General features: G+C 73.2%; 20 protein-coding genes and 3 pseudogenes. 10 read left to right on the forward strand and 13 right to left on the reverse strand.

What is annotated here, in order from left to right; all coding sequences use genetic code 11:
- Positions 1-130 precede the first annotated feature (130 nt).
- Complete coding sequence (locus ACN27G_RS27740; protein WP_421495673.1) at positions 131-1,072, forward strand: alpha/beta fold hydrolase; 942 nt, start codon at positions 131-133, stop codon at positions 1,070-1,072.
- A 39-nt stretch (positions 1,073-1,111) separates the two neighbouring features.
- Here the strand turns inward: ACN27G_RS27740 and ACN27G_RS27745 are convergent, their stop codons facing one another.
- Positions 1,112-1,477, reverse strand: a complete 366-nt coding sequence (locus ACN27G_RS27745; protein ID WP_421497480.1) for a hypothetical protein — start codon at positions 1,475-1,477, stop codon at positions 1,112-1,114.
- A complete protein-coding gene (locus ACN27G_RS27750) occupies positions 1,474-4,551 on the reverse strand; it encodes an SseB family protein (protein ID WP_421495674.1) in 3,078 nt (1,025 codons plus the stop codon). The genes ACN27G_RS27745 and ACN27G_RS27750 overlap by 4 nt, the downstream gene beginning before the upstream one ends.
- Positions 4,552-4,749: 198 nt before the next feature.
- On the opposite strand from ACN27G_RS27750, the gene mycP reads away from it, so the two are divergent.
- Entirely contained in the window at positions 4,750-5,985 is a 1,236-nt protein-coding gene (mycP, locus tag ACN27G_RS27755; protein ID WP_421495675.1) for a type VII secretion-associated serine protease mycosin, read from the forward strand.
- A 120-nt stretch (positions 5,986-6,105) separates the two neighbouring features.
- Here the strand turns inward: mycP and ACN27G_RS27760 are convergent, their stop codons facing one another.
- The 3 genes from ACN27G_RS27760 to eccB form a co-directional block, all read right to left on the reverse strand.
- On the reverse strand, positions 6,106-6,399 hold the full coding sequence (locus ACN27G_RS27760) for a WXG100 family type VII secretion target (RefSeq protein WP_421495676.1): 294 nt from the start codon (positions 6,397-6,399) through the stop codon (positions 6,106-6,108).
- Positions 6,400-6,423: 24 nt separating this feature from the next.
- The gene (locus ACN27G_RS27765) at positions 6,424-6,744 is read right to left on the reverse strand and encodes a WXG100 family type VII secretion target (protein ID WP_421495677.1); all 321 of its coding nucleotides are present in this window, start codon (positions 6,742-6,744) and stop codon (positions 6,424-6,426) included.
- Positions 6,745-7,003: 259 nt separating this feature from the next.
- Positions 7,004-8,410, reverse strand: coding sequence for a type VII secretion protein EccB (gene eccB / locus ACN27G_RS27770; protein ID WP_421495678.1), 1,407 nt, complete (start codon positions 8,408-8,410; stop codon positions 7,004-7,006).
- 99 nt (positions 8,411-8,509) lie between these two features.
- Here eccB and eccE point away from each other — a divergent pair, with 99 nt between their 5' ends.
- From eccE to rarD, 4 genes are all read left to right on the forward strand, one after another.
- Positions 8,510-10,384 (forward strand): type VII secretion protein EccE, encoded by a 1,875-nt coding sequence (gene eccE, locus ACN27G_RS27775; RefSeq protein WP_421495679.1) that lies wholly within the window; start codon positions 8,510-8,512, stop codon positions 10,382-10,384.
- 63 nt (positions 10,385-10,447) lie between these two features.
- Positions 10,448-10,834, forward strand: coding sequence for a phage holin family protein (locus tag ACN27G_RS27780; protein WP_421495680.1), 387 nt, complete (start codon positions 10,448-10,450; stop codon positions 10,832-10,834).
- 131 nt (positions 10,835-10,965) lie between these two features.
- Positions 10,966-11,484, forward strand: coding sequence for a GNAT family N-acetyltransferase (locus ACN27G_RS27785; RefSeq protein ID WP_421495681.1), 519 nt, complete (start codon positions 10,966-10,968; stop codon positions 11,482-11,484).
- Positions 11,485-11,512: 28 nt separating this feature from the next.
- A complete protein-coding gene (rarD, locus tag ACN27G_RS27790; RefSeq protein ID WP_421495682.1) occupies positions 11,513-12,448 on the forward strand; it encodes an EamA family transporter RarD in 936 nt (311 codons plus the stop codon).
- 286 nt (positions 12,449-12,734) lie between these two features.
- Here the strand turns inward: rarD and ACN27G_RS27795 are convergent, their stop codons facing one another.
- On the reverse strand, positions 12,735-13,925 hold the full coding sequence (locus ACN27G_RS27795) for a glycosyltransferase (RefSeq protein ID WP_421495683.1): 1,191 nt from the start codon (positions 13,923-13,925) through the stop codon (positions 12,735-12,737).
- The gene (locus tag ACN27G_RS27800) at positions 13,922-15,070 is read right to left on the reverse strand and encodes a glycosyltransferase family 2 protein (RefSeq protein WP_421495684.1); all 1,149 of its coding nucleotides are present in this window, start codon (positions 15,068-15,070) and stop codon (positions 13,922-13,924) included. The genes ACN27G_RS27795 and ACN27G_RS27800 overlap by 4 nt, the downstream gene beginning before the upstream one ends.
- Positions 15,071-15,304: 234 nt before the next feature.
- Between ACN27G_RS27800 and ACN27G_RS27805 the strand changes: the two genes are divergently transcribed.
- Complete coding sequence (locus ACN27G_RS27805) at positions 15,305-16,903, forward strand: glycosyltransferase family 2 protein (RefSeq protein WP_421495685.1); 1,599 nt, start codon at positions 15,305-15,307, stop codon at positions 16,901-16,903.
- On the opposite strand, the gene ACN27G_RS27810 is transcribed toward ACN27G_RS27805, so the two are convergent.
- From ACN27G_RS27810 to ACN27G_RS27825, 4 genes are all read right to left on the reverse strand, one after another.
- Positions 16,866-17,006, reverse strand: a complete 141-nt coding sequence (locus ACN27G_RS27810) for a hypothetical protein (RefSeq protein WP_421495686.1) — start codon at positions 17,004-17,006, stop codon at positions 16,866-16,868. The two genes, ACN27G_RS27805 and ACN27G_RS27810, sit on opposite strands and share 38 nt — an antisense overlap.
- Positions 17,007-17,174: 168 nt before the next feature.
- Positions 17,175-17,765: a DoxX family protein gene (locus ACN27G_RS27815; protein ID WP_421497481.1), complete on the reverse strand. Its 591-nt coding sequence runs from the start codon at positions 17,763-17,765 to the stop codon at positions 17,175-17,177.
- Positions 17,766-17,918: 153 nt separating this feature from the next.
- Complete coding sequence (locus ACN27G_RS27820; RefSeq protein WP_421495687.1) at positions 17,919-18,617, reverse strand: anti-sigma factor family protein; 699 nt, start codon at positions 18,615-18,617, stop codon at positions 17,919-17,921.
- Positions 18,614-19,162 (reverse strand): sigma-70 family RNA polymerase sigma factor, encoded by a 549-nt coding sequence (locus ACN27G_RS27825; protein ID WP_421495688.1) that lies wholly within the window; start codon positions 19,160-19,162, stop codon positions 18,614-18,616. The genes ACN27G_RS27820 and ACN27G_RS27825 overlap by 4 nt, the downstream gene beginning before the upstream one ends.
- Before the next feature lie 341 nt (positions 19,163-19,503).
- Between ACN27G_RS27825 and ACN27G_RS27830 the strand changes: the two are divergent.
- Both ACN27G_RS27830 and ACN27G_RS27835 read left to right on the forward strand, forming a co-directional pair.
- Positions 19,504-19,771: pseudogene (locus ACN27G_RS27830) on the forward strand (phosphatase); the annotation flags it as partial.
- A 68-nt stretch (positions 19,772-19,839) separates the two neighbouring features.
- Positions 19,840-21,636, forward strand: a pseudogene (locus ACN27G_RS27835) (PhoX family protein); the annotation flags it as partial.
- A gap of 162 nt (positions 21,637-21,798) precedes the next feature.
- On the opposite strand, the gene ACN27G_RS27840 reads toward ACN27G_RS27835, so the two are convergent.
- Positions 21,799-22,581, reverse strand: coding sequence for an IclR family transcriptional regulator (locus tag ACN27G_RS27840; protein WP_421495689.1), 783 nt, complete (start codon positions 22,579-22,581; stop codon positions 21,799-21,801).
- 151 nt (positions 22,582-22,732) lie between these two features.
- On the opposite strand from ACN27G_RS27840, the gene ACN27G_RS27845 reads away from it, so the two are divergent.
- A complete protein-coding gene (locus tag ACN27G_RS27845) occupies positions 22,733-24,100 on the forward strand; it encodes an MFS transporter (RefSeq protein ID WP_421495690.1) in 1,368 nt (455 codons plus the stop codon).
- On the opposite strand, the pseudogene ACN27G_RS27850 reads toward ACN27G_RS27845, so the two are convergent.
- A pseudogene (locus ACN27G_RS27850) lies at positions 24,079-24,681 on the reverse strand (flavin reductase family protein); the annotation flags it as partial. The gene ACN27G_RS27845 and the pseudogene ACN27G_RS27850 overlap by 22 nt on opposite strands.
- Positions 24,682-24,721: the final 40 nt, after the last annotated feature.

Genomic DNA, 24,721 nt, shown 5'->3' on the forward strand with positions numbered 1-24,721 from the left:
CCGCCGATGGCCCTAGGCTGTCTGTCATGAGGGAGCGAATCGGCCAGGTCAACGAGGAGCGGCCGAACGAGCGCACCGGCCGACCCGGTCGTCGGGCCGGTGGCGTCGGCGACCGGCACGGGGAGCCGAGATGAGCGAGCGCGACGGCGGCCGGAGACCCGTCGTCGACGAGTCCTGTGTACTGGTGGACGGGCCGTGGACGCACCGCTTCGTCGGTGCCAACGGCAGCCGGTTCCACGTCGTCGAGGCGGGCAGCGGCCCGCTCGTCCTGTTTCTGCACGGCTTTCCGGAGTTCTGGTGGGCCTGGCACGAGATGCTGCCGGCGGTCGCCGACGCCGGCTACCGGGCGGTCGCGGTCGACCTGCGCGGTTACGGCGCGAGCGACAAGCCACCCCGGGGGTACGACGGCTACACCCTCGCCGCGGACGTGGCCGGACTGGTCCGGGCCCTCGGCGAGCGCTCGGCGGTGCTGGTCGGCTCGGGGGCCGGCGGCATGATCGGCTGGACCGCCGCGTCCTTCCATCCGAGCCTGGTCCGCCGCCTGGTGGTGCTCGCCGCACCGCATCCGCTGCGGCTGCGCGCCGGCATCTTCGCCGATCCGCGCGGCCAGTTCGCGGCGGCCACCCCGACCCTGAAGTTCCAGATCCCCCGGTACGAACACGTGCTGACCCGCGACGACGCCGCGCTGGTCGGCTACTTCCTCCAGCGCTGGGGCGGACCGCGCTGGGTCGAGAGCCCGGGCTTCGCCGACTACGCGGCCCGCTGCCGGCAGGCGATACGGATCCCCCAGGCGGCGTTCTGCGCGATGGAGGGCTACCGGTGGGCGTTCCGCTCGGTGCTGCGGCTGCACGGCTACCGGTTCGTCAAGCTGATGCAGAAGCCGCTGGTCACCCCGACCCTGCAACTGCACGGCGCGCTGGACAGGGCATCGCTGCCGCGTACGGCACAGGGGTCGAGCCGCTACGTGATCGCCCCGTACGAGTGGCGGCTGCTCGACGGTGTCGGCCACTTTCCGCACGTCGAGGCGACCGACCTGGTGCTGGGCGAGGTGCTGCGCTGGATCAAGTCGTGACCGGCTCCACCCGGCCGGCTCGCCCGCCGGGGCCGTCGCTCAGGCGCGGTTCTCGCGCAGGTCGGTGACCTCGGCGGCCGGCGCCCACCCCTGGTAGACGCCGAAGTCGAACGCCTCCAGACCCATCGCCTCGGCGACCGGCCAGCGCCCGCCGGTGTATTCGAGCCGCAGCCAGTTGTCGTGCTGGGCGAGCACGATGAAGGGCTGGCCCTGCCACGAGCACCTGGTGCGTACGTAGACCAGCTCGGCGACCTCGGCGGCGGCCACCACCCGGACGTACCGCCCGGGCCGGACCTCCTCGAAACCCTCGCCCGGTTCCGGCTGGTAGAGCCGTACCTCGTCACCGGCCGGGCTGGCGTCGTATTCGCGGCCGCGCCACTGGGCGACGTAACCGTCGCGCATCAGTCCTCCCCGGCCCGGCGCCAGACCGGGACGTCACAGTCGAGCGTCGCCACCAGCCGCTCCATGCCGTCCGCCCCGATCCGGTGCAGTTGCGCGCCGTGCGGCAGCCGCACGCTGTCCACCTTGAACTCGGCCACCACGTCGCTGCTCTCGCCCGGCGCGAAGCCGTTGCCCCGGAAGGGTGGCCGCTCGATCACCCAGCCTTCCATCGCCCGCATGGCCGCCTCGGTCTGCCCGCCGTAGGGGATGCGGTAGAGGCTGGGCCGGTAGGCCGGCCAGCGGAGAACGTAGATCTCCTCGGCGTCGCGCTCGAACGGCGAGCCCGGGTGGTTGAGGCCGAGCGCGGCATAGAGCTTGGCCGGCGTACGCAGGTGGGCGACCTCGGAGGCCCGGTGCACGAAGCCCGACACCCGGTCGTAACCCCGGTCGAGATAGTAGGGGAGCTGGCTCGGGGCGATGCTCTTCTGCATCATCGTCGGCTGCCCCGGGTCCTCCCGGGCCGGCGCGTACGTCGACCGGGGCGCCTCCTCCTCGGCGGGAGCCTGGGGCGCCGGCTCGCCGCTGTCGTCCCCGAGACCCACCTCGGCGGCCCAGTTCGCCAGCGCGACGATCTGCCCGCCGGGCAGTTTCGCGCCGACCGGCGTGCCCGGGTTGACCGCGAACGACCAGGTGTCGTCCGGCCACCGCCGGATCAGCCGGGCAAACTTGACCTCCACCGTGTCGACGGTCTCCGGCAGGTGGTCGCCGAGCCGCTCCGGCGAGGTGAACACGACGACGTACCGCTCCCCGTCCAGCAGCTCGGTACGCCACTCGAAGCCGTCGTCGCCGGGCCGGGCACCCGGGGCCGAGTTGTACGCCACCGGCAGGAGCACCCTGGCGAGCAGCAGCGTGGAGAGGAACGTGTCGGTACTGCCGTCACCGGCCGCGTCGAGCAGACCCCGCTCGACGTCGTTGGCGGGCACGAAGTCGGCCGGCAGCCGCTGGCCGGCAACCGGTCCGGCACCACCACCCTCCGGGGTGGTGGCGACCGGCCCGGGCACATCCCGACCACTGATCCCCGACTGACCGCTGATCCCGGACTGACCACTGATCCCCGACTGACCGCTGATCCCCGACTGACCGCTGACTCCCGACTGGTCGTTGCCGGGGTCGGCCGGCGTCCGCTCGGCTGGCATCGCCGCCGGCCGCGTGCCGGACTGCTCGGTGACCGGGGCGCCGGGAACCCGCTCGGTTGCCGGTGCGCTGGCGGAGAAGCGTTCGGTGACCGAAAGGCCGGCAGCGAACGGCTCGGGCGCGCGGGCGGCGAGCCTCTCCGTGGGCATCGAGCCCATCTCGAAGGACTCGGCGGCCATCGAGCGGCCGGAGATCGCCTGGGCGACGGCGGAGCCGCTGAAGGTCCGCCCGGTGAAGCCGGCGTCGCCGGAGCCCGGGGTGTCGGCCGGACGGCTTCCCGGGACGGGGTCGGCGGCCGAGCGGCTCGCCGGCACCGGGACGGTGCTGGAATGGTCGGCGGAAGTTGCCCCATGGGCCGGTGCCGGAGCTGCGGCGGCCGCGCCGGAAAGCGATTCACCGCCATCGGACCACGACTCACCAGGCTCGGACCACGACTCACCAGGCTCGGACCACGACTCACCAGGCTCGGACCACGACTCACCAGGCTCGGACCACGATCCGCCGGCCGAGCGGCGAGAGGCCGGCGTGAACAGCGAAGGCGCGGCGGGCGCGGCACCCGGTGACCACACCTCCGGCGCCGGCATCTCCGGCGGTGGCTGCTCCGGGGACTCCGGTCCGGCGGGCCGCTCCTCAGGGAGCTCTCCGGAGAGGCGGATGCCGGCCGGCGGGGTGGACTCGTCAGGCTGCCGCCCGGCGGAGCCGTACCAGACCGGTGGAAGCCCGCCCGGATCGCCGTCCGACGGTGTAGAGGTGGCGGCCGTATCGGCCGTAACCGGTGCGCTGCCGTTCGCCGCGTTCGCCGTGGCTGTCCGGGGCGGTCCCGCGGGGGTCATCCAGCCCGCCGAGGTGTCGTCCGAGATCTGGCTGCCGAAGTCACCGCCCAGCCCACTGCCGGCCGGCGTCGGCGCGATCACCGGCACCGTGGCCGGGCTACCGCCCGACGGGGCCTGCCTCGGCTCGCGCGGCGGAGGGGGCGGGTCCGGATCGGCGCCCGGCGGCGGGACCGCCGGCTCCACATCCTCGACGTGCCTCACCATCCGGAACGGGTCGTCAAGATCCTCCGCCGCCCGCAACGGCGTCGGCTCCCCCTGCATCGGCCGGAACGGCGCCGGCTCTGCTTCCCTCGGCCGGAACGGCGCCGACTCCCGGGACGCGCCGGGCGATCGCGGCGGCAACCCCGACGGCTCCGCCTCCGCCGGCCGGAACGGCCCGGCGGACTCAGGCTCCGACCGGAACGGCCCGTTCGCCCCGCGCTCCGACCGGAAGAGCGCGGTCGGTTCCGACTCGGGGCGGAACGGCGCCGTCACCTCCGACTCCGGGCGGAACGGCGCCGTCACCTCCGACTCCGGGCGGAACGGCGCGGTCGGTTCCGGCTCCGGACGGAACGGCGCGGTCACCTCCGGCTCCGGGAGGAGCGGATCGACCGGCTGCCGGCGGGGCACCGCAGCCGTGGCGCGGGCCCGGGCGGCCTGTTCGACCTGCTCCAACCGCGCCCGGGCGCCCATGCTGCGGCCGGGCAGCCGCACGTCGCCTCGGGAGAGTTGCGAGACGAACCAGGCGGGCAGATATCCCTCGATCGGCAGCCCCGGATTGACCGCGAGCCACCACTCCGGGTTCGGCCACCCGGCGGCCAGGTCGGGATAGGATGCCCGCCGGGTGGATCCGGCGTTTTCGGCGAGACACACGCGCAGCGCGGCGGTGGACGTGAATGCGAGTACGTGGGTCCGGCCCCCGGTGCTCCAGGTGCCCCAGCCCATCGGCGCGCGGCCGGCCAGTGCGTCGGCGGAGACCGGTAGCAGTAGATCCGTACGGGCGAGAATGCGGAAATAAAGTTCCTGGTCACCACCGCGCAGTGCGTCCCGCATCGCGGCCTCGGTCTCGGTGGCCGGCTCCCATTCGGTCACGGCCACCTCCTCTTCGCCGAACGGGCCACAAGCATCGCGTACAACCTACAAGGTGGGGACCGGATCACAATGGTTGGCTGGCGGTGGATGCCGCCGCCAGCGATCCACCGATAGCATCCGGTGGGCGGGTTGTGAACCGGCGACGATACCGAGGACGATCCGGCCCGATGCGGACCGAACCGATTTCGGAGGCGCCCGATGCCTGGCCGGGGAATACGACTCACGCTGGTGGCCGCCCTCGCCGCACTGCTGGCCCCACCGATGGGCGCCGCCCCCGCCCCCGCCGCGCCGCTGGCGCCGCCGATCGCCCAGCGTGCGCTGCCCGGTTGCGACGACGACACCCCACCCGCCCAGCCCATCACCACCCTGCCGTGGGCACAACAGCGCTACGCGCCGGAGCGGCTGGCGCCACTGGCGACCGGCGCCGGCGTGACCGTCGCGGTGATCGACTCCGGCGTTGACGACACGCACCCGCAGTTGAAGGGGCGGGTCCTGCGCGGTCGGGACTTCCTGGAGCCGGGCCTGGACGGCACCCGGGACTGTGCCCGGCACGGCACCGGCGTGGCCAGCATCATCGCGGCGACACCCCGCGACGGGGTCGCCTTCCGTGGTGTCGCGCCGGGCGTCAAGATCCTGCCGGTACGGCTGACCGAGCAAAAAGTAATCGAAGGCAAGACATCGGGCGATCCCGCCGATGTCGGAACATTCGCCCAGTCGATCCGGTGGGCGGTGGACAACGGAGCAGAGGTGATCAACCTGTCCGTGGTCCTCTACGACGACGACCCGACGATCGAGCGGGCGGTGGAGTACGCGCTGGAGAAGGATGTCGTGATCGTCGCCGCCGCCGGTAACCAGTACGCGGAGGGGAACCGGACGCCGTACCCGGCTTCCTACGACGGCGTGATCGGCGTCGGCTCGGTCGGCGAGGACGGCGTCGTCTCCCCCTTCTCCCAGCGCGGCGGATACGTCGACCTCGTCGCGCCGGGCGGCAAGGTGACGGTCGCGGTGCCGGAGCGCGGCCACGTGGTGGAGAACGGCACCAGCTTCGCCACCCCCTTCGTGACGGCGACCGTGGCGCTGATCCGGCAGTACTGGCCGGAACTCAACGCGCGTCAGGTGGCGCAGCGCCTGGTCGCGAGCGCCGATCCGGTGCCGGGGTCGAGCCGGGACGCCTACGGGGCCGGGATGCTCAACCCGTATCGGGCGGTCACCGACACGGCGGCACCGGGCCGGCGCCAGGAGGCGGGCGGCCTGCCGGCGCACGAGGTCGACCCGGTGGAGGTGGCGCGGGCCGAGCGGCGTGCGGCGGCCCAGGAGCGGGCGCTGTGGGTGGCCGGGCTGGCCGGCACCGTGGCGCTGGTGGCGCTGCTGCTCGCCGTGGTGTTGCCCCGGGGCATGCGCCGGGGATGGCGTCCCGCCGGCCCGCCGCCGTAGTCGGGTCCACCGCCGTGGTCGGGTCCGCCGCCGCAGCCGGGTCCGCCGTCATGGCAGACGCCCCGGGTGCGGCGCGGTGTGCGCGGCAGCCCGGGGCGGTCTGGCCCGGTCGGTGCGGTCCTACTGGAACATGCCGGTGTTCTTCTTCTCGGTGCTGAGGTAGTCGGCGGCGGACTCGTCCAGCGCCATCTTGATGTCACGCAGCATGTTGGACAGGTCGTGCGCACCCTGACGCCACCTGGCCTGGCGGACGGCGTACGCCTCCTTGGCCTCGCCCTCCCAGCTGTTGACGAGCGGCGCGGCGTCCGACTCCAGCTGGTCGAGCTGCGAGCCGAGCGTGTTCAACGCCTTCTGGATGTCCGCGCTGGCCTGCTGCAACGCGGCAAAATTGACGACAAGAAGGCCGTCACTCATCGGATCTTCCCCTCCCCGGTCACGTCAGAGCGGCAGCGTGATGCCGCCGGCGTTGGTGGCGTTCATCCGGCTCGACGCCTCGGTGTCGGAGGCGTCGTACTGCTGGCCGGAGCTGCGGACCGCGGTCGCGGTCTCGCGCAGGGCCCGGTGGATCTGCTCCTGGTTCTGCGCCCACTGCTGCTTGACCTGCTCGAACGAGCGGCCACCCGCGCCGCGCCACGCGGTCTGCAACACCTCGAGCTCACCCAACAAGCTGCTCAGCATGCTCTGCAGCGACTGGTCGACGTGCTCGAACTTCGTGGCGGTCTGTTCCATCACCGCGGCTTCTGCCTGCGTCTGGGACACCCCCGAAGTCACCCCGCTCTCTTGACTCGTCGTCACCCCGGGACGCCCACTGTGGACTCCGGGCTCGTCGCCGCTCCCCGGGTGGGTCGCGGCAGAATTCGGCGATAACGTCCGTAGCCGACGGTAGCGGGCCGGAGCGATTCTTGGGTACCCCTTCCGGCCACCCTGTGGACGAACCCCGGCCCCGACGGCTCGGGCGGCAGCTACCGACGGTCACCGATGGTCTCTCTCCACCCGAGACGCCGCACCGATCGGCCGGCTATCCGACGGCGGCCCGGTCCCGGGCCTTCGCGGGATCCAGCGCCGGCCCGCTGGGAATCAGCGTCACCAGACTGGTCGGCATCCGCACCCGTGCGGTGGCGCCGTAGCCGAGGTTGCCCAGCACCTCACCACTGGTCACCGCATGCCGCCGCCCCTGGTCGGTGACGATCGAGATGGCACCGCCGGTGGCACCGGGCGCGGCGGCGGACTCCACCACCACACCCCGGCCGGGCTCCAGTACCACCTGGTCGGCGAGCGTCCCACCCGCGGCCGACCGCGCCGAGGTGGCGGGCGGGTCGGCGATGCCGGAGAGGTCGGCGCCGAGCCGGATGCCCTGCACACCACGGTCGTCCGGCACGTCGCCGCAGACCACGCCCCCCTCCGCCGTCGCCATCTCGGGCGTGGTCGCCGGTGCGGCCGCGTCGTTGCCCGGCACCAGGTCGCCCTTTTTCGGCAACGCGCCGTACTCGCCCTGGGAGAGCGGGGTGGCGTCCTTCTGGCCGCCGCCGTAGGTGGTGATCAGGATGTTGGCCTGCAACTCGGTGATGGTGTAGAGGCCGTCGCGCTTGGCCACCGCGTACTGCCCGCCGCCGCCCTGCCGCTCGACCAGGAAGACCTCACCGATCTCCGCACCCTCCACCGCGTCGGAGGGGTCGCCCGCCCCGGGGATGCGGATCCGGTCCAGGTCCGCCCCGGCGGGCAGCGCGTTCAGCAGCGCCGGCGCCACCGGCACCTTCCGCTGGCTGCCCCAGGTGAGAGCATCGATCACCAGGTCGGGATCCCGGATCAGGTGCCGGCGGTTGTGCCAGATCAGGAAGAGCTGACCGTTGGGGTGGACCGCGAGCAGTCCCTCGTCGCCGAGCTCGTGCCCACCCGGCGCCGCCCGGCCGATCAGCAGTGTCGACTGTGGCTGCCCGTCACCGCTGCCCCCGCCGGTACGCGGCTCGGAGCAGATCGTCCAGCCACCGGAGACCACCCGGTTGCTCGGGGCCAGCGACTCGGGCAGGTCACGGATGCCGAGGGTCACCCCGCGCGGCTCGCCCTCCAGCGACTTGCGCGACACCGACACCGTCTTCGGCGCGGACTGGCCGACGATGAGCAGCGCCGAGGCGTAGTTGAGCACCGGATGCAGGGTGTTCTCGTAGTAGACGTACTGGGCGCCGGACTCCTTCTCGACGATCACCACCGCGGGGTTCTTCCACTTCGTCGCGCCGCCGCCGACGAAAACCCCGTAGACCAGCGCGCCACCCATCCCGATCAGCGCGAGCGCCACGCTGGCCAGGGTGGCGCCGGCCGCACGGCGGAACGGTGACTGCGCGGGATCGGTCTCCCGCATCACCAGCGCGCCCACCACCCGCTGGACCATGAACTGGTAGGAGTGCAACTGGTCCTGCCGCGACGGCATGCGGGCCCCCTCTCCGGTCGGTCCGCCCATACGATAGGCCCCTGAGCGAATCGCGGGGGGCGGCCCACGGCCGACGCCCGTCCAGGGGAGGCTATCGCGGTGACGGTAACTGCGGCGGACAACCGGATCCGGCCCGCCGGGGGCTCGGGGAGCCGGATCGACCGGTCGGTGCCGGCCCCGCTGCCGGCAGCGTCCACTTCGACCCGTTCCGGCCTCTTCGGCGTACGGGCGGGGCAGATCGTGGCGCTCCAGGTGGCCGTGGCCCTGGTCGTCGCCGCCGCCGGCCGGGGTCCGCTGCCACTCGCCGGAGCCGTGCTGCTCGCCGCCGCCCTGGTGCTGCTGACCTGGCTCCGGCTGCGCCGTCGCTGGCTCTTCGAGTGGATCGCCATCGGGCTGCGCTACTCCACCCGGCAACGCGCGCTGCCGCAGGCCGCACCGCCGGAGGCCCTGCTGGACCTGGTCGACTCCGGCGCCACAGTGGTCCCGGTCGACCTGGCCGGCGACGCCGCCGGCATGGTCAGCGACGCCTACGGTCTCACCGCCGTGCTCGAGCTCGGTGACCAGGTCGGCATGCTCGCCGACGCCCCGCAGTCGCTGCTCTCCCCGGCCGGCCTGCTGCCGGCGGCCAGCGCCGAGACCCCACCGATGCGGGTGCAACTGGTGCTCACCGGCGCGCCGGCGCCGACGCTCGCCGCGGGCGGTGGCACCCCGGCGACGTCGTACCGGCAGCTCACCGACGGGCGGCTGCTCGGGCACGAGCGGGCCCTGCTCGCCGTCCGGGTGCTGCGCGCCGACGGCTGGTCCGACGAGGACCTGCGCCGGGCGCTCTCCAGCGCGGTACGCAAGGTGCGCCGCCGGCTCGCCCCGGTGCCGACGCGGGTGCTCGGGGAACGCGCCGCACTCGGCGTACTCGCGGAGACGGCGCACCACGACGGTGCGCAACCGGCCCGGGAGAGCTGGCAGGGAGTCGGCCTGGGCGGCCTGGTGCAGACCACCTTCCGACTGCGCCGCTGGCCGGACCTGCGCACCGAGGCGGGACGCCGGTTCGTGCCCCGGCTGCTGGCGCTGCCGGCGACCGCCACAACGGTGTCGGTGAGTGCCGGGCCGTGGGTGGGCGGCGGCACCGACCACGTCCGGGTCGACGTGACGGTACGGCTCGCCGCCGGCAGCCCGCAGGCGCTCGGCACCGCCGTCCAGGCGCTGCGCCGGCTGCTCTCCGCCGAACACGCGGTGGCCCGGCGGCTCGACGGTGAACAGCTCGACGGTGTCGCGGCGACCCTGCCGCTCGGGGTGCTGAGCTCCGGCCCGACCGCACCGGCACCGGCCACCACCCTGCCCGCCTCCTCTGTGGACGCTCTCGACCTGCCGATCGGCATGGCCGGGCTGATGCTCGGCGCCAACCGACACGGCGCCGCGGTGGTCGCCCGGCTGTTCCGCGCCGAGACCACCCGGGTGGTGCTGGTCGGTGGCGTACGCGCCGCGCAGCTCGTCGCGCTCCGGGCGATGGCGCTCGGTGCCCGGATCGTGGTGCAGACGGCCCGGCCACGCCTCTGGGAGCCGTTCGTACGCGGCGCCAGCGGGCCGGGCTCGCCGATCGCGGTGATCCCGCCGGGGCGGCCGGTCGGTGGCCCCGCCGGCACCCAGTTGCAGCCACTGCTGGTGGTGGTGGACGTCGGCCCGGTGGCGGGTGACTCGCAGCCGGGACCGGGCTGGCAGACCAGCCTGGTCGTCCGCGACGAGCTGGCACCGGTCGACGTCGACGCCGTCTCCCGGGCCGACCTCGTGGTGTTGCAGCCGCTCCGCCCGCACGAGGCGCAGCTCGCCGGCCTGGCGCTGGGGCTCGGTGACTCGGCGGACTGGCTGACCCGGATCCGGGCCGACATGGTCGGGGTGATCAACCGGCGGGTGCTCCGCTGGGCCCTGCTCTCGGCCACCCCGATCGAGTCCCAGCTCATCGGCTCGCCGGCCCGATAGCGGCAACGGATTTCCGGGAAGAGCCCCCTTGGGCAGGCTTCCGCCGCATGGCAGGATCCCCGGATGGATTTCCTGAAAGGCTTCCTCGTCCGGCTCGGCAGCACGGCCTTCGCCTTCTGGCTCGCGACGGTGCTGATTCCCGGGATCAGCCTCGACACCGGTTCGATCGGCGAGGCGGTGCTCACGCTGATCCTGGTGGCGGTCATCTTCGGTCTGGTCAACGGCATACTCCAGCCGATCATCAAGACTCTCGGCTGTGGCCTCTACGTGCTCACCCTCGGCCTGATCGCGCTGGTGGTGAACGCGCTGCTCTTCCAGCTCACCGGCTTCATCGCCGGCCAGCTCGACCTGCCGTTCGAGGTGGACGGCTTCTGGCCGGCGGCGGTGCTCGGCGCGCTCCTCGTCGGTGTGGTCACCTGGCTCCTGGGCCTGATCCTCGACCGCGACTGACCGTAAGGAAGGGCCCCCGCTTATCGTTTTCTGTTGTAGCGGGGGCCCTTCCTAACACCCCTGCGGGCGCGGCGACCACTGGGCGGGAATTGGCCGGGGGCGGGCGCCCGGAGCGGGGATACCGTCACGACGTGCTGAATCTGACCCGCGACGACGGATACCAACTCTCCGACGACCCCGGCCGGCTCGACGTGGACCGGGTGCACCACTGGCTCTCCACCGACGCGTACTGGGCACTGGGCCGCCCGCGCGAGTTGCTGCTCCGGGCGATCGACGGCTCCACGGCGTACGGGGTGTACGCCCCGGACGGCGAACAGGTGGCGTTCGCCCGGGTGGTGACCGACGGGGCGACCTTCGGCTGGCTCTGCGACGTCTACGTCCAGCCGGCGGCCCGGGGCCGAGGGCTGGCCCGCTGGCTCGTCGGTGTCGTCCGTGACCGCCTGGACCGGCTCGGCGTCCGCCGGATCCTCCTCGCCACCTGGGACGCGCACGGCGTCTACGCCGAGGTTGGCTTCACCGCGCTGACCAACCCGGGTCAGTGGATGGAGCTGATCCTGCGCGAGATACCCGACCGGACGGGTACGGATCCGGTGACGCCGATCACCAGAAAGGAGGCAACTCCCGGCCTGCCCCTTACCGTGGAGCGATGACGGGGGTCGGGGCGGGAGCGGGGGCGTGATGAACCAAATGCGGCGCGGATATCTCTACGGAATCGGCGCCTACACCCTCTGGGGGTTCCTTCCGCTCTATCTCCGGCTGCTGAGACCGGCCGGGCCGATCGAGATCCTGGCGCACCGGGTGATCTGGTCGGTGTTCTTCGTCGCGCTGCTGCTCGCGGTGCTGCGCAACTGGCGCTTCCTGGGCGAGCTGCGACGCCGCCCGGGCAAGCTCGCCGGGATGGGGCTCGCCGCCGCGCTGATCGCCGTCAACTGGGGCACCTACATCTACGGCGTCAACTCGGAACGGGTCGTCGAGACGGCGCTGGGCTACTTCATCAACCCGCTCTTCGTCGTCCTGCTCGGGGTCGCCGTGCTGCGGGAACGGCTGCGCGTGGGCCAGTGGGTGGCGCTCGGCATCGGCGGGCTCGCGGTGGCGGTGCTGACCGTCGACTACGGGCGGCTGCCGTACATCGCGCTCACCCTGGCGGCGAGTTTCGGCGGATACAGCCTGGTCAAGAAGCGTCTCGGGCTGCCCGCCGCCGAGGGGATGTTCGTCGAGTCGGCCGCGCTCGCCCTGCCGGCGCTCGGCTATCTCGGCTGGCTCACCTGGCGGGCGGAGTCGACCTTCGGCCAGGTGTCGGTGGGGCACACCGTGCTGCTGATGCTGGCCGGGGCGGCCACCGCCACCCCGCTGCTGATGTTCGCGGGTGCGGCCAACCGCCTCCCGCTGACCGCACTGGGCATGTTGCAGTACCTCGCCCCGATCCTCCAGCTCGGTTTCGGCGTACTCGTCTTCCACGAGCCGATGCCACCGGCCCGGCTGGCCGGCTTCGCGCTGGTCTGGCTGGCACTGGTGGTCTTCACGGTGGACGGGATCCGCAACGTCCGGCGCTCCCGCGCCGCCGCCCTGCTCGCCGCCACCCCCGAGCCGGCGGCCGCGACCGCCGTCCGCTGAGCCCCGGGCCTGGCCGGCCGCCCGGTCGGACCGGCTCGCGCGGAGCCGCGCCGGCCCGGCCAGCTCGCGCGGCGCCGGGCCGCTCAGTCCAGCTCGCGCGGCACCACCCCGCTCAAGCCCGGTCACGCGCCACCACCCCGCTCAAGCCCGGTCACGCGCCACCACCCCGCTCAGGCCGGGTCGCGCGGCACCACCCCGCTCAAGCCCGGTCACGCGCCACCACCCCGCTCAGGCCGGGTCGCGCGGCACCACCCCGCTCAAGCCCGGTCACGCGGCGCCGGGCCGCTCAGGCCGGGTCGCGCGGCGCCGGGCCGGTCCGGGCGGGCAGTTCGCCGGTACGGCCGGCAGCCACCGACTCGTAGAGCTCCTCGAGCAGCCGGGTCTGCCGGTGCAGGTCGAAGTGCTCGGCCACGTGCCGCCGGGCCTGCCCGCCCAGCCGGGTCCGCAGCTCGTCGTCGGCGAGCAGTTGCCGGAGGTTGCCGGCCAGCGCCGCCCGGTCGCCCTCGGCGCCGAGCAGGCCCGTTTCACCCGGCAGCACCGCCTCCGGAATGCCGCTGTGGTAGGTCGAGACGGTCGGCAGCCCGAGGCTCGCCGCCTCCAGGATCGTCGTCGGCAGCCCTTCGGCGTCCCCGTCCGACGCGGTCTTCGACGGCGAGACGAAGACCTTCGACTCCGTCAGGTGCCGGACGACCGCCGACGGCTCCTGGGCACCCAGGAACGTCGCGTCCAGCCCGAGCGCGGCGGCCCGCTGCCGGACCGGCCACTCCAGCGGCCCGGAGCCGATCAGCAACACCCGGGGCTGCCGGTCGCGAAGCGTACCGAGCGCCTCGACGAGGTCGTCGACCCCCTTCTTCTCCACGAAGCGGCCGACGAAGACGGCGTCCCAGCGCTTCGGCACCTCCGGCACGGTCTCCGGAATCGGCACCCCGGTGTGGTGGACCCGGACCTTCGCCGGATCCGCACCTGCCTCGATCGCCCGGTCCCGGATGTAGCCGGAGACCGCCAGGATCAGCGCCGCCCGGTCGAACGCCTGGCGCAGGTTGCGCCGGTAGCGGATGCCGTGCAGGCCCGGAACGTGCGGCTGCCGCGTCACGTCGTAGCCGTGCACGGTCACCACCAGCGGCACCCCGAGCCGGGCGGCCGTGCGGCTGATCAGCCAGCCGTCGTTGCCGAAGTGCGCGTGCACCACCGCCGGCCGCAGTCCGGCCAGCAGCCGGCGCAGCCTCGGCGACTCGCCGGTCACCCGCAGCCGCAGGAAGGCCCGCCGGTCCCGCCGGCCGTCCGGATAGGCGATCACGTCGGTATCGGCGGCCAGCGGCGAGTCGATCCGGGTGGCGCCGAGGAACCTCGGCCGCCAGTGGGGCAGCGCGGTGCCCTGGTTACGGATGAAGGTCTCCGATCCGGCGAGCAGACCGCTGCGGAAGATCACCACGGTGGGTGCGGCACCGGCGGTGCCGGGCGAGGGCGGGATGGTCACCTGCCGATCTCACCATGACCGGGTTCGCCGGAGGTCCGGCCGGCCGGTGTGAGCGGGCGCTCGGCACCGGCTCGGCTCCCCGCGACCGCCGCGCCGTCCGCACCGGAGCGGGACGCCGGGACGGCGTCGGGGTCGGCACCAAAGCGGGACGCCGGGACGGCGTCGGGGTCGGCGCCGGAGGGGGACGCCGGGGCCGCCGATCGCCGGCCGCGGAGCCGCTTCAGGATCCGGTCCCGGATCGTACGCCGCAGCTGCGGCGGGATCAGCCAGATCTGCGCGAACGCCAGGTAGTCGAAGATCCCCGGTTGCCCGTGCCGGCGCGCCTCGCCCAGCAGGGTGCGGAACGCCGCCGCACTGCGGGTCGGTGCCGCCATCGAACTGATCACGCTCATCGTCAACGCGGCGTACGCCCGGCGGGTCAGCAGCGGCCGGCTGCGCTGGAGCCAGGCCAACTGCTCCTCCCAGACCGTGTCGAAGGTGATCCGGGGGCGGTCCTCGTCCTGGTGCCAGATCACCAGCGGCTCGGCTGCGTAGACGAGGTCCACGTCGGCGTGGTCGAGCGCCCGGAAGGTCCAGTCGAGTTCCTGGAGCCGGCGCAGCCCGACGGTGAACGGGACCCGGCGCAGCAGCTCGGTCGGGGCCAGGATCGTCGAGGTCTGGATGAAGCCGTCGCCGTGGAAGAGCCCGCGCCGCAACGTGAGGTACTCGGTCAGCGGCTCGCCGGCGGCCGGCAGCCGGCGCGGCATCACGAACTCGGCCCGGGGCGTGCGGTTCAGCAGCCGGCAGGCCACGATCGGCATCGGCGCCCGGGCGTTGCGGGCCAGTTCGCGCTGCACGGCGAGCTTCTCCGGCAGCCACTCGTCGTCGTCGTCGAGCAGGGCGGTCCACGGTGCCCGCGCCGCCTGGACGCCGACGTTGCGGGCATTCGGCGCCCCGCCGGACTCGGGCAGCTCCACCACCCGGAGCCGGTCGTCGCCGATCGCCGCCAGGGCCTCCCCGGTCTGCTCGTCGGGACCGTCGACCACGACGATCACCTCGAGATCGGTCACGGTCTGCGCCAGTACGCTGCGGACCGCCCGGGTCACCAGATCCGGTCGGCCCCGGGTGGGGATCACGACGCTGACGTCGGGTGCGGTGGAGGACATGAGGGCCCGCTAACTCGTCGAGGGAATCTCGGGAAATACCGGTGGGCAAGACTATTGGCCCGACGGAGAACCGAAGGTTAATTCGAGGCGGCGAATGGTCGTACTTTGGCGAGTCGGCAGCGGTCCGCGGGGTGACGTACACTCGCCGACGATTCGGTCGGGGGCTCGGGAAATCGGCGAATTAATTCGAAGAACCGGGCAGATGAACGTGCGGCAAATGGAGGACGACACCCGATGAGCGCGCCGGACGTCAGCGTGGTGGTGCCGGTCTACAACACCATGCCGTACCTGACCCGGTGCCTGGACTCGCTGGTCGCGCAGAGCATCGGGGCGCACCGGATGCAGGTCGTCGCGGTGGACGACGGCTCGACCGACCGCAGCGGCGCGGAGCTGGACCGCTACGCCGCCCGCCACCCGGGCCTCTTCACCGTCATCCACCAGGCGAACTCGGGCGGTCCGGCCCGACCCTTCAACCGGGGCCTGGACGCCGCCACCGGCCGGTACGTCTTCTTTCTCGGCGCCGACGACCACCTCGGCACGGAGGCGCTGGAGCGGCTGGTCACCGCCGCCGACGAGTGGGGTTCGGACGTGGTGCTCGGCAAGGTGGTCGGGCTGAACAGCCGGCACATCTACCAGGACATCTTCGCCCGCAACGCCGTCGACGTCGACCTCTTCGACTCGCCCCTGCCCCGCTCGCTCGCCAACACCAAGCTCTTCCGCAGGGAGCTGCTCGACCGGCACGGCATCCGCTACCGCGAGGAACTGCGGATCGCCAGCGACCTGCCGTTCACCCTGGAGGCCTGCTACCGGGCGCGGCGCATCTCGGTGCTGGCCGACTACGAGTTCTACTACGCCGTACGCCGGCACAGCGCCACCAACATCACCTATCTGAGCCGCCACCTGGAACGGCTGCGTACGGTCGAGGCGAACGTGCGGTTCGTCGCCGAGCTGATCGAGCCGGGCAAGCGCCGCGACGCGGTGCTGGTGCGCCGCTTCGACCACGAGATCGCCAAGCTCGTCGAGGACGACCTGCTCCGGCTCGACCGGCAGACCCAGCAGGCGGTGCACGAGGGCGTCGGCGCGCTGGTCGCGGAACACCTCACCGACGAGATCGCCGCCCAGTTGGGTGCCGAGACCCGGATCAGGTTCGCGCTGGCCCGGGACGGCAGCCTCGACGACCTGCTCGCGGTGATCCGCCAGGACGCCGAGGTGGGTGTGCCGGCGACGGTGGCCGAGGGCGGCCGGCGGTACGCGGCGTACCCCGGCTTCCGGGACCCGGGGCGCGGCGTGCCGGACGCCTGTTTCGACGTCACGGCGGTGCCGGAGTGGCCGGCCAAGCTCGACGCCACCGGCCTGGCCTGGGAGGACGACGAGCGGGGTGACCGGGTGCTGACCGTCACCGCGTTCACGCCGATCGACGACCTGGCGGCGCACGGCGCCGACCCGCTGGCGGTGAGCGCCGAGGAGATCCCGGCCGAGACCCTGGTCACCGCTTGGGGGGCGACCGGGAGCGTACTCCGGATCAGGTTCCGCGCCGCCGACCTGCTCGCCGGCACCGGCGTCACCGGCCGGCGCCGGGCCGTCTCGGCCCAGATCGGCCCCTTCGACCCGGACCGCGCGACCGGCGCGAGGAACGCGACCGGGGCGGCCGGCGCGGCGCCGCTGCGGGCGCCCCGGCTGGCCGGGGCGGTGCCGCTGCTACGCCGCCGTGGCGCCCGGCTCTACCTGCTCACCCCGGTCCGGGACGAGTCGGGGCGGCTGATGATCTCCGTCGTGCCGATCACCCCCGGCCGGGTCACCGCCCGGCTCCGCCAGAAGCTCCGCCGCCGCTGACCGGCTTCCGGACCCGGTCGGTGGCGGGCAGCCCCTCCAGCAGATGCGCCAGGCTGCGCCGGAAGGTCTCCTCCTCGTCCCGATCGTCCAGGTGCCCGGTCACGCTGACGCACCCCGCCCGGCGACAGATGATCCTGTAGCGTCCGGCTCGTCGGAACCGGTCATCCGCTACAGGATCATGGGATCAAAGAGTCTCGCGGACCGTGGGGGGTACGGTCCGCGAGACGGGCGGGGAGTCGTGGGCCGCCGCTGGGCGACCCGGGATGGCTGGTCAGATCATCCAGCGGTGCCGCTGCACGAAGGGCAGCCGCGCCCACACTCGACCCAGTCCCCAGGTGTGGCCGGCGTACGACGCGGCCAGCACGATCAGCACCGCGGCGTAGATGAGGTGGTAGTCCATGAACGGGTTGGTGGAGCCCGTCGGCTCACCGGCGCTGGTGTGCTGCGCGAGCGGGAACTCCGCGAACCACATCAGCACCATGATCAGCGCGCCCGACGCGGCGGCGACCCGCAGGCCGACACCGACGATCAGCGCGACACCGACGCCGAGCATGCCGAGCATGAAGAGCCAGTTGGCCCACCAGGTGCCGGCGATGCTGTGCGCGACCGACTCGAACGGGCCCACCGAGACGTGCGAGAGGAAGCCCTCGGTCGGCGAGCCGCCGTTGATCCAGGCCCTGTCGCCCGGCGTCGAGTAGCCGAGGCCGAACGTCTTGTCCAGGAAGGCCCAGAGGAACACGAAGCCGGTCGAGATGCGCAGCACGGCCAGAGCCTTGGCGCCGGTCTTGGTCAACATCGCGCCGGGTGCGTCGGCCCGCTCCAGTGGCGTTGTCGCCGGGCGGATGGAATGGCGGGTGGTCATCGTGTCCTCCGGGGTCACCGTTGTCCTGACACCCATCACTCTGCTCCGCACCACCGCGCCGCACCCGGGTCCGAGCACCTCTGTGCCCGGGCACAAGGTCCCGACGCCGGGCGGGACCAACGCCAGGCCGGGAGCGACGGCAGGCGGTCCCGGTCACGGCACGTCGTAGGCGAGCAGCGGGGTGTTGTCGTACCGGAGGAGTTCCAGCCGGATCAGCTCGGAGCGGGTGAACCGGGTGACCCCGGTGAAGGTCGCGTCGTCGCCCGGGGCGGCGAGCCAGGAGCCGACCTGCTCCGTCTGGCCGTTCGGCCCGTGCGCCACCAGCCGGAACGTGTACGCCTTGGTGTAGTCCCTGGTCCTGGCGTACTGGCAGCGCATGGTGACCACCGTGCCCCAACGCGTACCGTCGAAGCCGATCTCGGCGCTGACCGGCACGCTGCCCCGGACCGGTTGCATCGCGACCATCCGCACCTCGACGTCGGTGCCGCCGGACCCTCCGCCCCCCACCACCGGCACCGCCACCCCGAATCCGAGCACGGCGGCCATGGCGGCGGCGACCAGCGCCAGCCCGCCGGAACGGAGCCTGGACCGTCGGCGCTCCCGGCGACGGCTGGCCCGCGCCTCGTCGAGCAGCTTCGGCAGCCGTTCGGCACTGCTCGGGGACGTCGAGATCCGCTCCAGCCCGGCCGGGTCGAGCCGGCCCAGCAGTCCCGGCAGGACGGCGATCTCGGCGACCGCCTCCCGGCAGGCCGGACAGCCGGCCAGGTGCCGCTCGTACGCGGCCCGCTCGGCGGGAGACAGGGCGCCCAGCACGTACGCGCCATCGTCGTGGGCGTACTCGCAGTTCGTCATCCTGTCACCCCCATCTCCGCCAGGACCAGCCGCAGCGACCGCAGCGCGTAGTGCGTCCGCGACTTCACCGTCCCCGGCGGTACGCCCAGCCGGGCGGCCGCCTCCGCCACCGACCGGCCCTCGTAGAAGCACTCCACCAGCACCTCGCGGTGCGATGGCGAGAGCCGGTTGAGCGCCTCCGCGACCGTCCACGCCTCGACCGCCCGGCCCGCCTCGTCGACGACCTGTGGTGGCTCCGGCAGTTCGTCGGTGATCACCTCGCCGACCCGGCTGCTGCGTCGCCGCCAGGCGTCGATGGCGAGGTTGCGGGCGATGGTGAAGAGCCAGGGCCGCACCGGCCCCCGGTGCGGGTCGAGCGCGTCCGGGTGCCGCCACGCCCGCAGCAGCGTCTCCTGCACCAGGTCCTCGGCCCGCTGCCGGTCGCCGCCGGTCAGCCGGAGGGCGTGCGCGAGCAGCGCGTCACCGTGCTCGTCGTGCATGGCGCGCAGTAGTTCAGCGTCCTGGTCGCCGATGCTCTCCTCGCCTCCTGTCCGCTCCGCGCTCACCACTATGCCTGGACACCGGCGCCTCTGCCCCACGCTGGCTGCCCGGTCGCCCCACGCTGCCTGCCCGGTGGCACGTAGGTGATGGTCGGACGGTTCAACCGCCGGCGACGGCCACCATCGGCCTACCGGCCGCCGCCGTCGGCGGACCGGGCACCCCCGCCTCGGCCGCCCGGGTGCCGGACAGCCGGAACCGACCGCTTCCTGCAGGTGTTCATCCCCGGTTCATCGGGCCGCTGGTCGCCGCTCACGGCGCGCTCCTAGCGTCCGGCAGGCACGCGCCCGGCTGCGCCGGATTCTGGCGCCGGGCGGGCATCCGATATTTCCGAGGAGGCTCCATCTCCATGACCGAGCGACCCCGGCTGCTCCCCCTGCTCGGCCCGGCGGGCCACGGCGGGCGGGACGCCATGACCTGCATATACCGCTGCGGCAACGCCTGCGCCCACCCGGTGCCCAACGAGTCCGACAACCCGTACTTCGGCGACGTCGTCAGCGCCGAGGTGACCCGGCGCGGCGTCGTCCGGGCCGGAGCGGTCGGCGCACTGGTGCTCGGCTTCGGTGGCGCGGCGGCCGGTGCGCTCGCCGGCTCCCCGGCGATGGCCGCCCCGGCCGGTGCCGGCGGCCCGGCCCTGCCGGACGTGGACAGCTTCGTGCCGACCCGGCGCGCGCCGGCCCGCAACGGACTCACCTTCAAGCCGATCCCGCCGAACAAGCTCGACACCCTGGTGGTGCCGAACGGGTACGACCACTCCGTGGTGATCCGCTGGGGCGACCCGGTGCTGCCCGGCGCGCCCGAACTGGACGTGCACAAGCAGAGCGCGGCCCGGCAGTCGCAGCAGTTCGGCTACAACAACGACTTCGTCGGCGTCATCCCGCTGGACCGCAAGGGCGAGCGGGCGCTGCTGGTGGTGAACCACGAGTACACCAACGAGAACCTGATGTTCCCGAACTTCACCACCTTCGACGCGATGAGCGTGCAGCAGATCCGCACGGCGATGGCCGCGCACGGGCTCTCGGTGGTGGAGCTGGAGCGGGTCGGCGAGACCGGCGAGTGGAAGCCGGTCCGCAAGGGCAAGCTGAAGTACAACCGCCGGATCACCGCGCACCAGACGAAGTTCGAGTTCACCGGCCCGGCCGCCGGCTCGGCCTGGCTGAAGACCGCGGCGGACCCGAAGGGCCGGACCGCGGTCGGCACCCTCAACAACTGTGCCGGCGGCGTCACCCCGTGGGGCACCGTGCTCTCCGGGGAGGAGAACTTCAACCAGTACTTCGTCGGTGGCGACGGGGTGCCGGAGACGCTGAAGCCGAAGCTCGCCCGCTACGGCATCAGCACCACCGCCCGCTACCCCTCGGACAGCCGGAAGTGGGAGCGCGCCGACGAACGGTTCGACCTGACCGAGCACCCCCACGAGGCGCACCGGTTCGGCTGGGTCGTCGAGGTCGACCCGCTCGACCCGGAGTCGAAGCCGCGCAAGCACACCGCGCTGGGCCGGTTCAAGCACGAGGGCGCGAACGTCATCGTGGCCAAGGACGGCCGGGTCGTGGCGTACATGGGCGACGACGAGCGCTTCGACTACCTCTACAAGTTCGTCTCGGACAAGAAGTTCAAGAAGGGCAACTCCTGGGTCGCCCGGGAGCACAACCTGACGCTGCTGGAGTCCGGCACCCTGTACGTGGCGAAGCTCGACTACACCAGTGCCGGCGAGATCGACGGCTCGGGCACGCTTCCGACCGACGGCGCGTTCAACGGCCGGGGTAGGTGGATCAAGCTGGTCCGGGGCAACGTGTCGTACGTCCAGGGGATGACCGCGTCCGACGTGCTCACCTTCACCCGGCTCGCTGGTGACGCGGTGGGCGCCACCAAGATGGACCGGCCGGAGGACGTCGAGCCGAGCCTGCTCACCGGCAAGGTCTACGTGGCGCTGACCAACAACACCAACCGGGGCGTCGGCACCAACCCGCCCGCCGACGAGGCGAACCCGCGGACCAACAACAAGCACGGGCACGTGCTGGAGCTGGTCGAGGACCGGGCCGACAACACCTCGGAGACCTTCGGCTGGTCGGTGCCGATCGTCTGCGGCGACCCGACCGATCCGTCGACGTTCTTCGCCGGTTACGACAAGACGAAGGTGTCGCCGATCTCGTGCCCGGACAACGTCGCCTTCGACGGTTCCGGCAACCTCTGGATCTCCACCGACGGCAACGCGCTGGGCAGCAACGACGGGCTCTTCGCCACCGCCATCGAGGGACCGGAGCGGGGTCACCTGAAGCAGTTCCTGACCGTGCCGGTGGGCGCCGAGACCTGCGGGCCGTTCATCAGCACGGACAACCGGTCGGTCTTCGTCGCCGTCCAGCACCCGGGCGAGATCAGCGGCGCCTCGCTGGAGAACCCGGCGTCCAACTGGCCGGACGGCGACTTCGCCAAGCCGGGCGTGGTGGTCACCTGGCGCCTCGACGGCGACGAGATCGGCGCCTGATCCACCCGACCGGGCGGTGATCCGCCCGACCGGCGGCTGCGCCGTCCGACGGCCGCGCTGCCCGGCCGGCGGGTGATCGGCACCGTCCCGAGCACTGCCTGCTCAGTGGTCTCCTGTCATCTCCGCAAGGAAGGGATGGCAGGAGACCACGCCGCTTTCCGGTCAGGTCTCGCTGGCGAGGCCGTCGGCGATCGCGCGGGCCGCCGCCAGCAGTTTGGCCCGGACCACCCGCGCCGAGGTCATCATCTCGGCGGCCGGCAGCGCACAGGCGAGCACCGTCCGCCGCTCCATGTCCTTGTCCGGCGTGACCAGTACGGCCGCACACGCCACCCCGTGCCGGAACTGACCCAGCTCCAGGTGCATCCCGCGCCGGTCGCCGGCGGTCAGGTCCGCCTCGAACGCGTCGGCGGCGACCAGGGTCGCCGAGGTGAACGGGCGCATGCCGTACTCGCGCAGGTAGCGGAAGCGCTGCTCGGGGGTGAGGGTGGCCAGCAGCGCCTTGCCCAGCGCGGTGGCGTGGGCGCCCTCGTCGAAGCCGGGCACCAGGTCCTCCAGGTACGGCGACCGGGGTCCCTCGGCCACGGCCGTGATCGCCACCTGCCCGCCGACGAACCGGCCGAGGTAGTGGCTGTACCCGGTGTCCGTGGCGGCCCGGCGCAGCGCCTCGCCCACCGCGGGCGGCCCGCGGAACGCGGTGACCAGTTCGCGGTAGCGGTCCGCCACCTCCAGCCCCACGATGTAGGTGCCGTCTTCGCGCCTGATCACGTAACCCTCGTAGGCGAGCGTGCGCACCAGGTGGTAAGTGGTGGCCACAGTCAACTCGCAACGCCGGGCAATCTGTTTCACGGTCAGGCCCCTCGGTGCCCGTCCGACCGCTTCGAGCACGCGCAGGGCACGCGACACGCTGCGGATCAGGTCCGAAGGTTCCGCCAAGGGGTCGCGCACAACCACCTCCGCCGCCGGGGCTTACAGAATATGAAAAACCGGGCGCCAGCGAAATGCCCGATCGGATTGAGGATGCCAGATCTACGGCGACCGTGCGTACACCCATCGACACGATCGGTTCATACGGGCGGCTCGCGTAGACTCGTCCCAAATGGCCGATGTAACCGAGAACACCCCGCTGGCCGTAACCTCCGCCCGGCCGACCCGTACCATCCTCGCCGCCACCATGATCACGGTCGCCGGTGTGCTGCCGGTCTTCCTCGTCGGCGGGCTCGCCGTGCAGCTCGGCGCCGAGTTGGCCTTCTCCCCCGCCGGGCTGGGCCTCGCGGTCTCCGTCTACTTCGGCGTCAGCGCGGTCGCCTCGATCCCCACCGGAGCACTCGTCGAGCGGTACGGCCCGACCGCCGTCGCCCGGGCCAGCCTGCTGCTGGTCGCCGGCACCATGCTGGCGATCGCCGCCCTGGCCCGCTCCTATCCGGTGCTGCTCGGCCTGCTGGCCGTGGTCGCCGTCGCCAACCCGCTCGGCCAGCTCGCCAGCAACGCCACGCTGGCCCACCGGGTGCCGCCCGGCCGGCAGGGCCTCTCCTTCGGGATCAAACAGGCCGCCATCCCGGCCGGCACCCTGCTGGCCGGGGTTGCCGTGCCGGCGGTGGCGCTGACCGTCGGCTGGCGTTGGGCGTTCGTCGCCGCCGCCGGGCTGGCGCTGGCCGTCCTGCCCGCCGTACCCACCGGTCCGGCCAGGAGCGCGGACCCGGCGCGGCGGCGCGGCGAACGGGCAACCGGGGCGCTCGCCGCCCTCGGCGTCGCCGGCACCCTGGCCGCCGGATCCGCGAACGCCCTCGGCACCTTCCTCGTCGACTCGGCGGCGGCCCGAGGGCTCTCCCCGGCCCTCGCCGGGCTGCTGCTGACCCTCGGCGGTGCGGTCTGCCTGGTCGCCCGGATCACGGTCGGCTGGCTGGCGGACCGCCGCTCCGGCGGCCACCTCAACGCCATCGCCGTGATGCTGGTCGCCGGTGCCGGTGGGCTGGGCCTGCTGCACCTGGCCGGCCCGGTGGCGTTGTTGGCCGGCGTGGTGCTCGGCTTCGGGCTCGGCTGGGCCTGGCCGGGGCTGCTCAACTTCGCGGTGGTCCGGCTGCATCCGCAGGCGCCGACCGCCGCGACCTCGATCACCCAGACCGGGGTGTACGCGGGCGGCTGCCTCGGCCCGCTCGGCCTCGGCACCCTCGCCCACCATCTCGGATACCCCGCGATGTGGCTTGTCGCGGCGGTGGCGATGCTGCTCGCCGCCGGGCTGATGCTGGCGGGGCGGCGGATGCTGCTCCGCGCGCTGCGCCGCCGGAGCGGCGACGGCGGCCCCGCGGCACCGGAAGCAGCGCCCCAACTGCCCCGACCCCGCCGGCCCGGCCCGGCCCCGGCGCAACGGCAGGAAACAGCGACGGGACAGCGGGACACGGCAGCGGACTCCCGCGGCGACAGGCACCCGGGCTCCTGCGGCGGTCAGCCGGCCAGCTCCCGGTAGCGCCCCCGGTGGTGCAGCAGCGGTGCGGCCGGATCGGACAGCTCGACCGTCTCGATCGTCGCCTCGACCAGCAGTGCCCATCCGTACTCCCGGGCGCCGTCCAGGGTGCACCCGGCCCAGCCGCCGATCCCCGCCCCACCGCCGATTCCCGCCCCATCGCCGGTCCCCGGCCCGTCCGGCACCGGTCCGTACGGCGTCCGCCGCCATTTCCCGGTGGCGAAGAGGCCGCCCGGGGCAGGGAAGAGTCCGGCGAACCGGTCGGCGGTCCGGCGGTGCGCGGGACCGAGCAGCGTGACGACGAACCGCCCGCTTCCGGAGGCCGCCGTCCAGAGCTCGGACTCCTCGTCGACCAGGCCGAGCAGCCGTCCCGGGTCGCCGTCGGCGACAAGGGTCGAGGAGACCGTCAGCCCGGCCGGGTCGCCCGCTGTCCCGACCTGGTCGGCGGCTTCGACGAACGGCTGCGCGTACGCCGTCCAGAGCGTCACCGCCGCCGGCAGCCGGCCGCGCAGCCGGCGCACCGGCGAGCGCTCCTGCTCCGGGGCGGCGAACGGATCGGTGTGGTGGATCTGCCCGCCCGGCTCGGCTCGGTTCACCGCACCATTGTGCCGGCCGCGCCCCGCC

This window comes from Plantactinospora sp. WMMB334 (assembly GCF_049179095.1).
GTDB lineage: Bacteria > Actinomycetota > Actinomycetes > Mycobacteriales > Micromonosporaceae > Plantactinospora.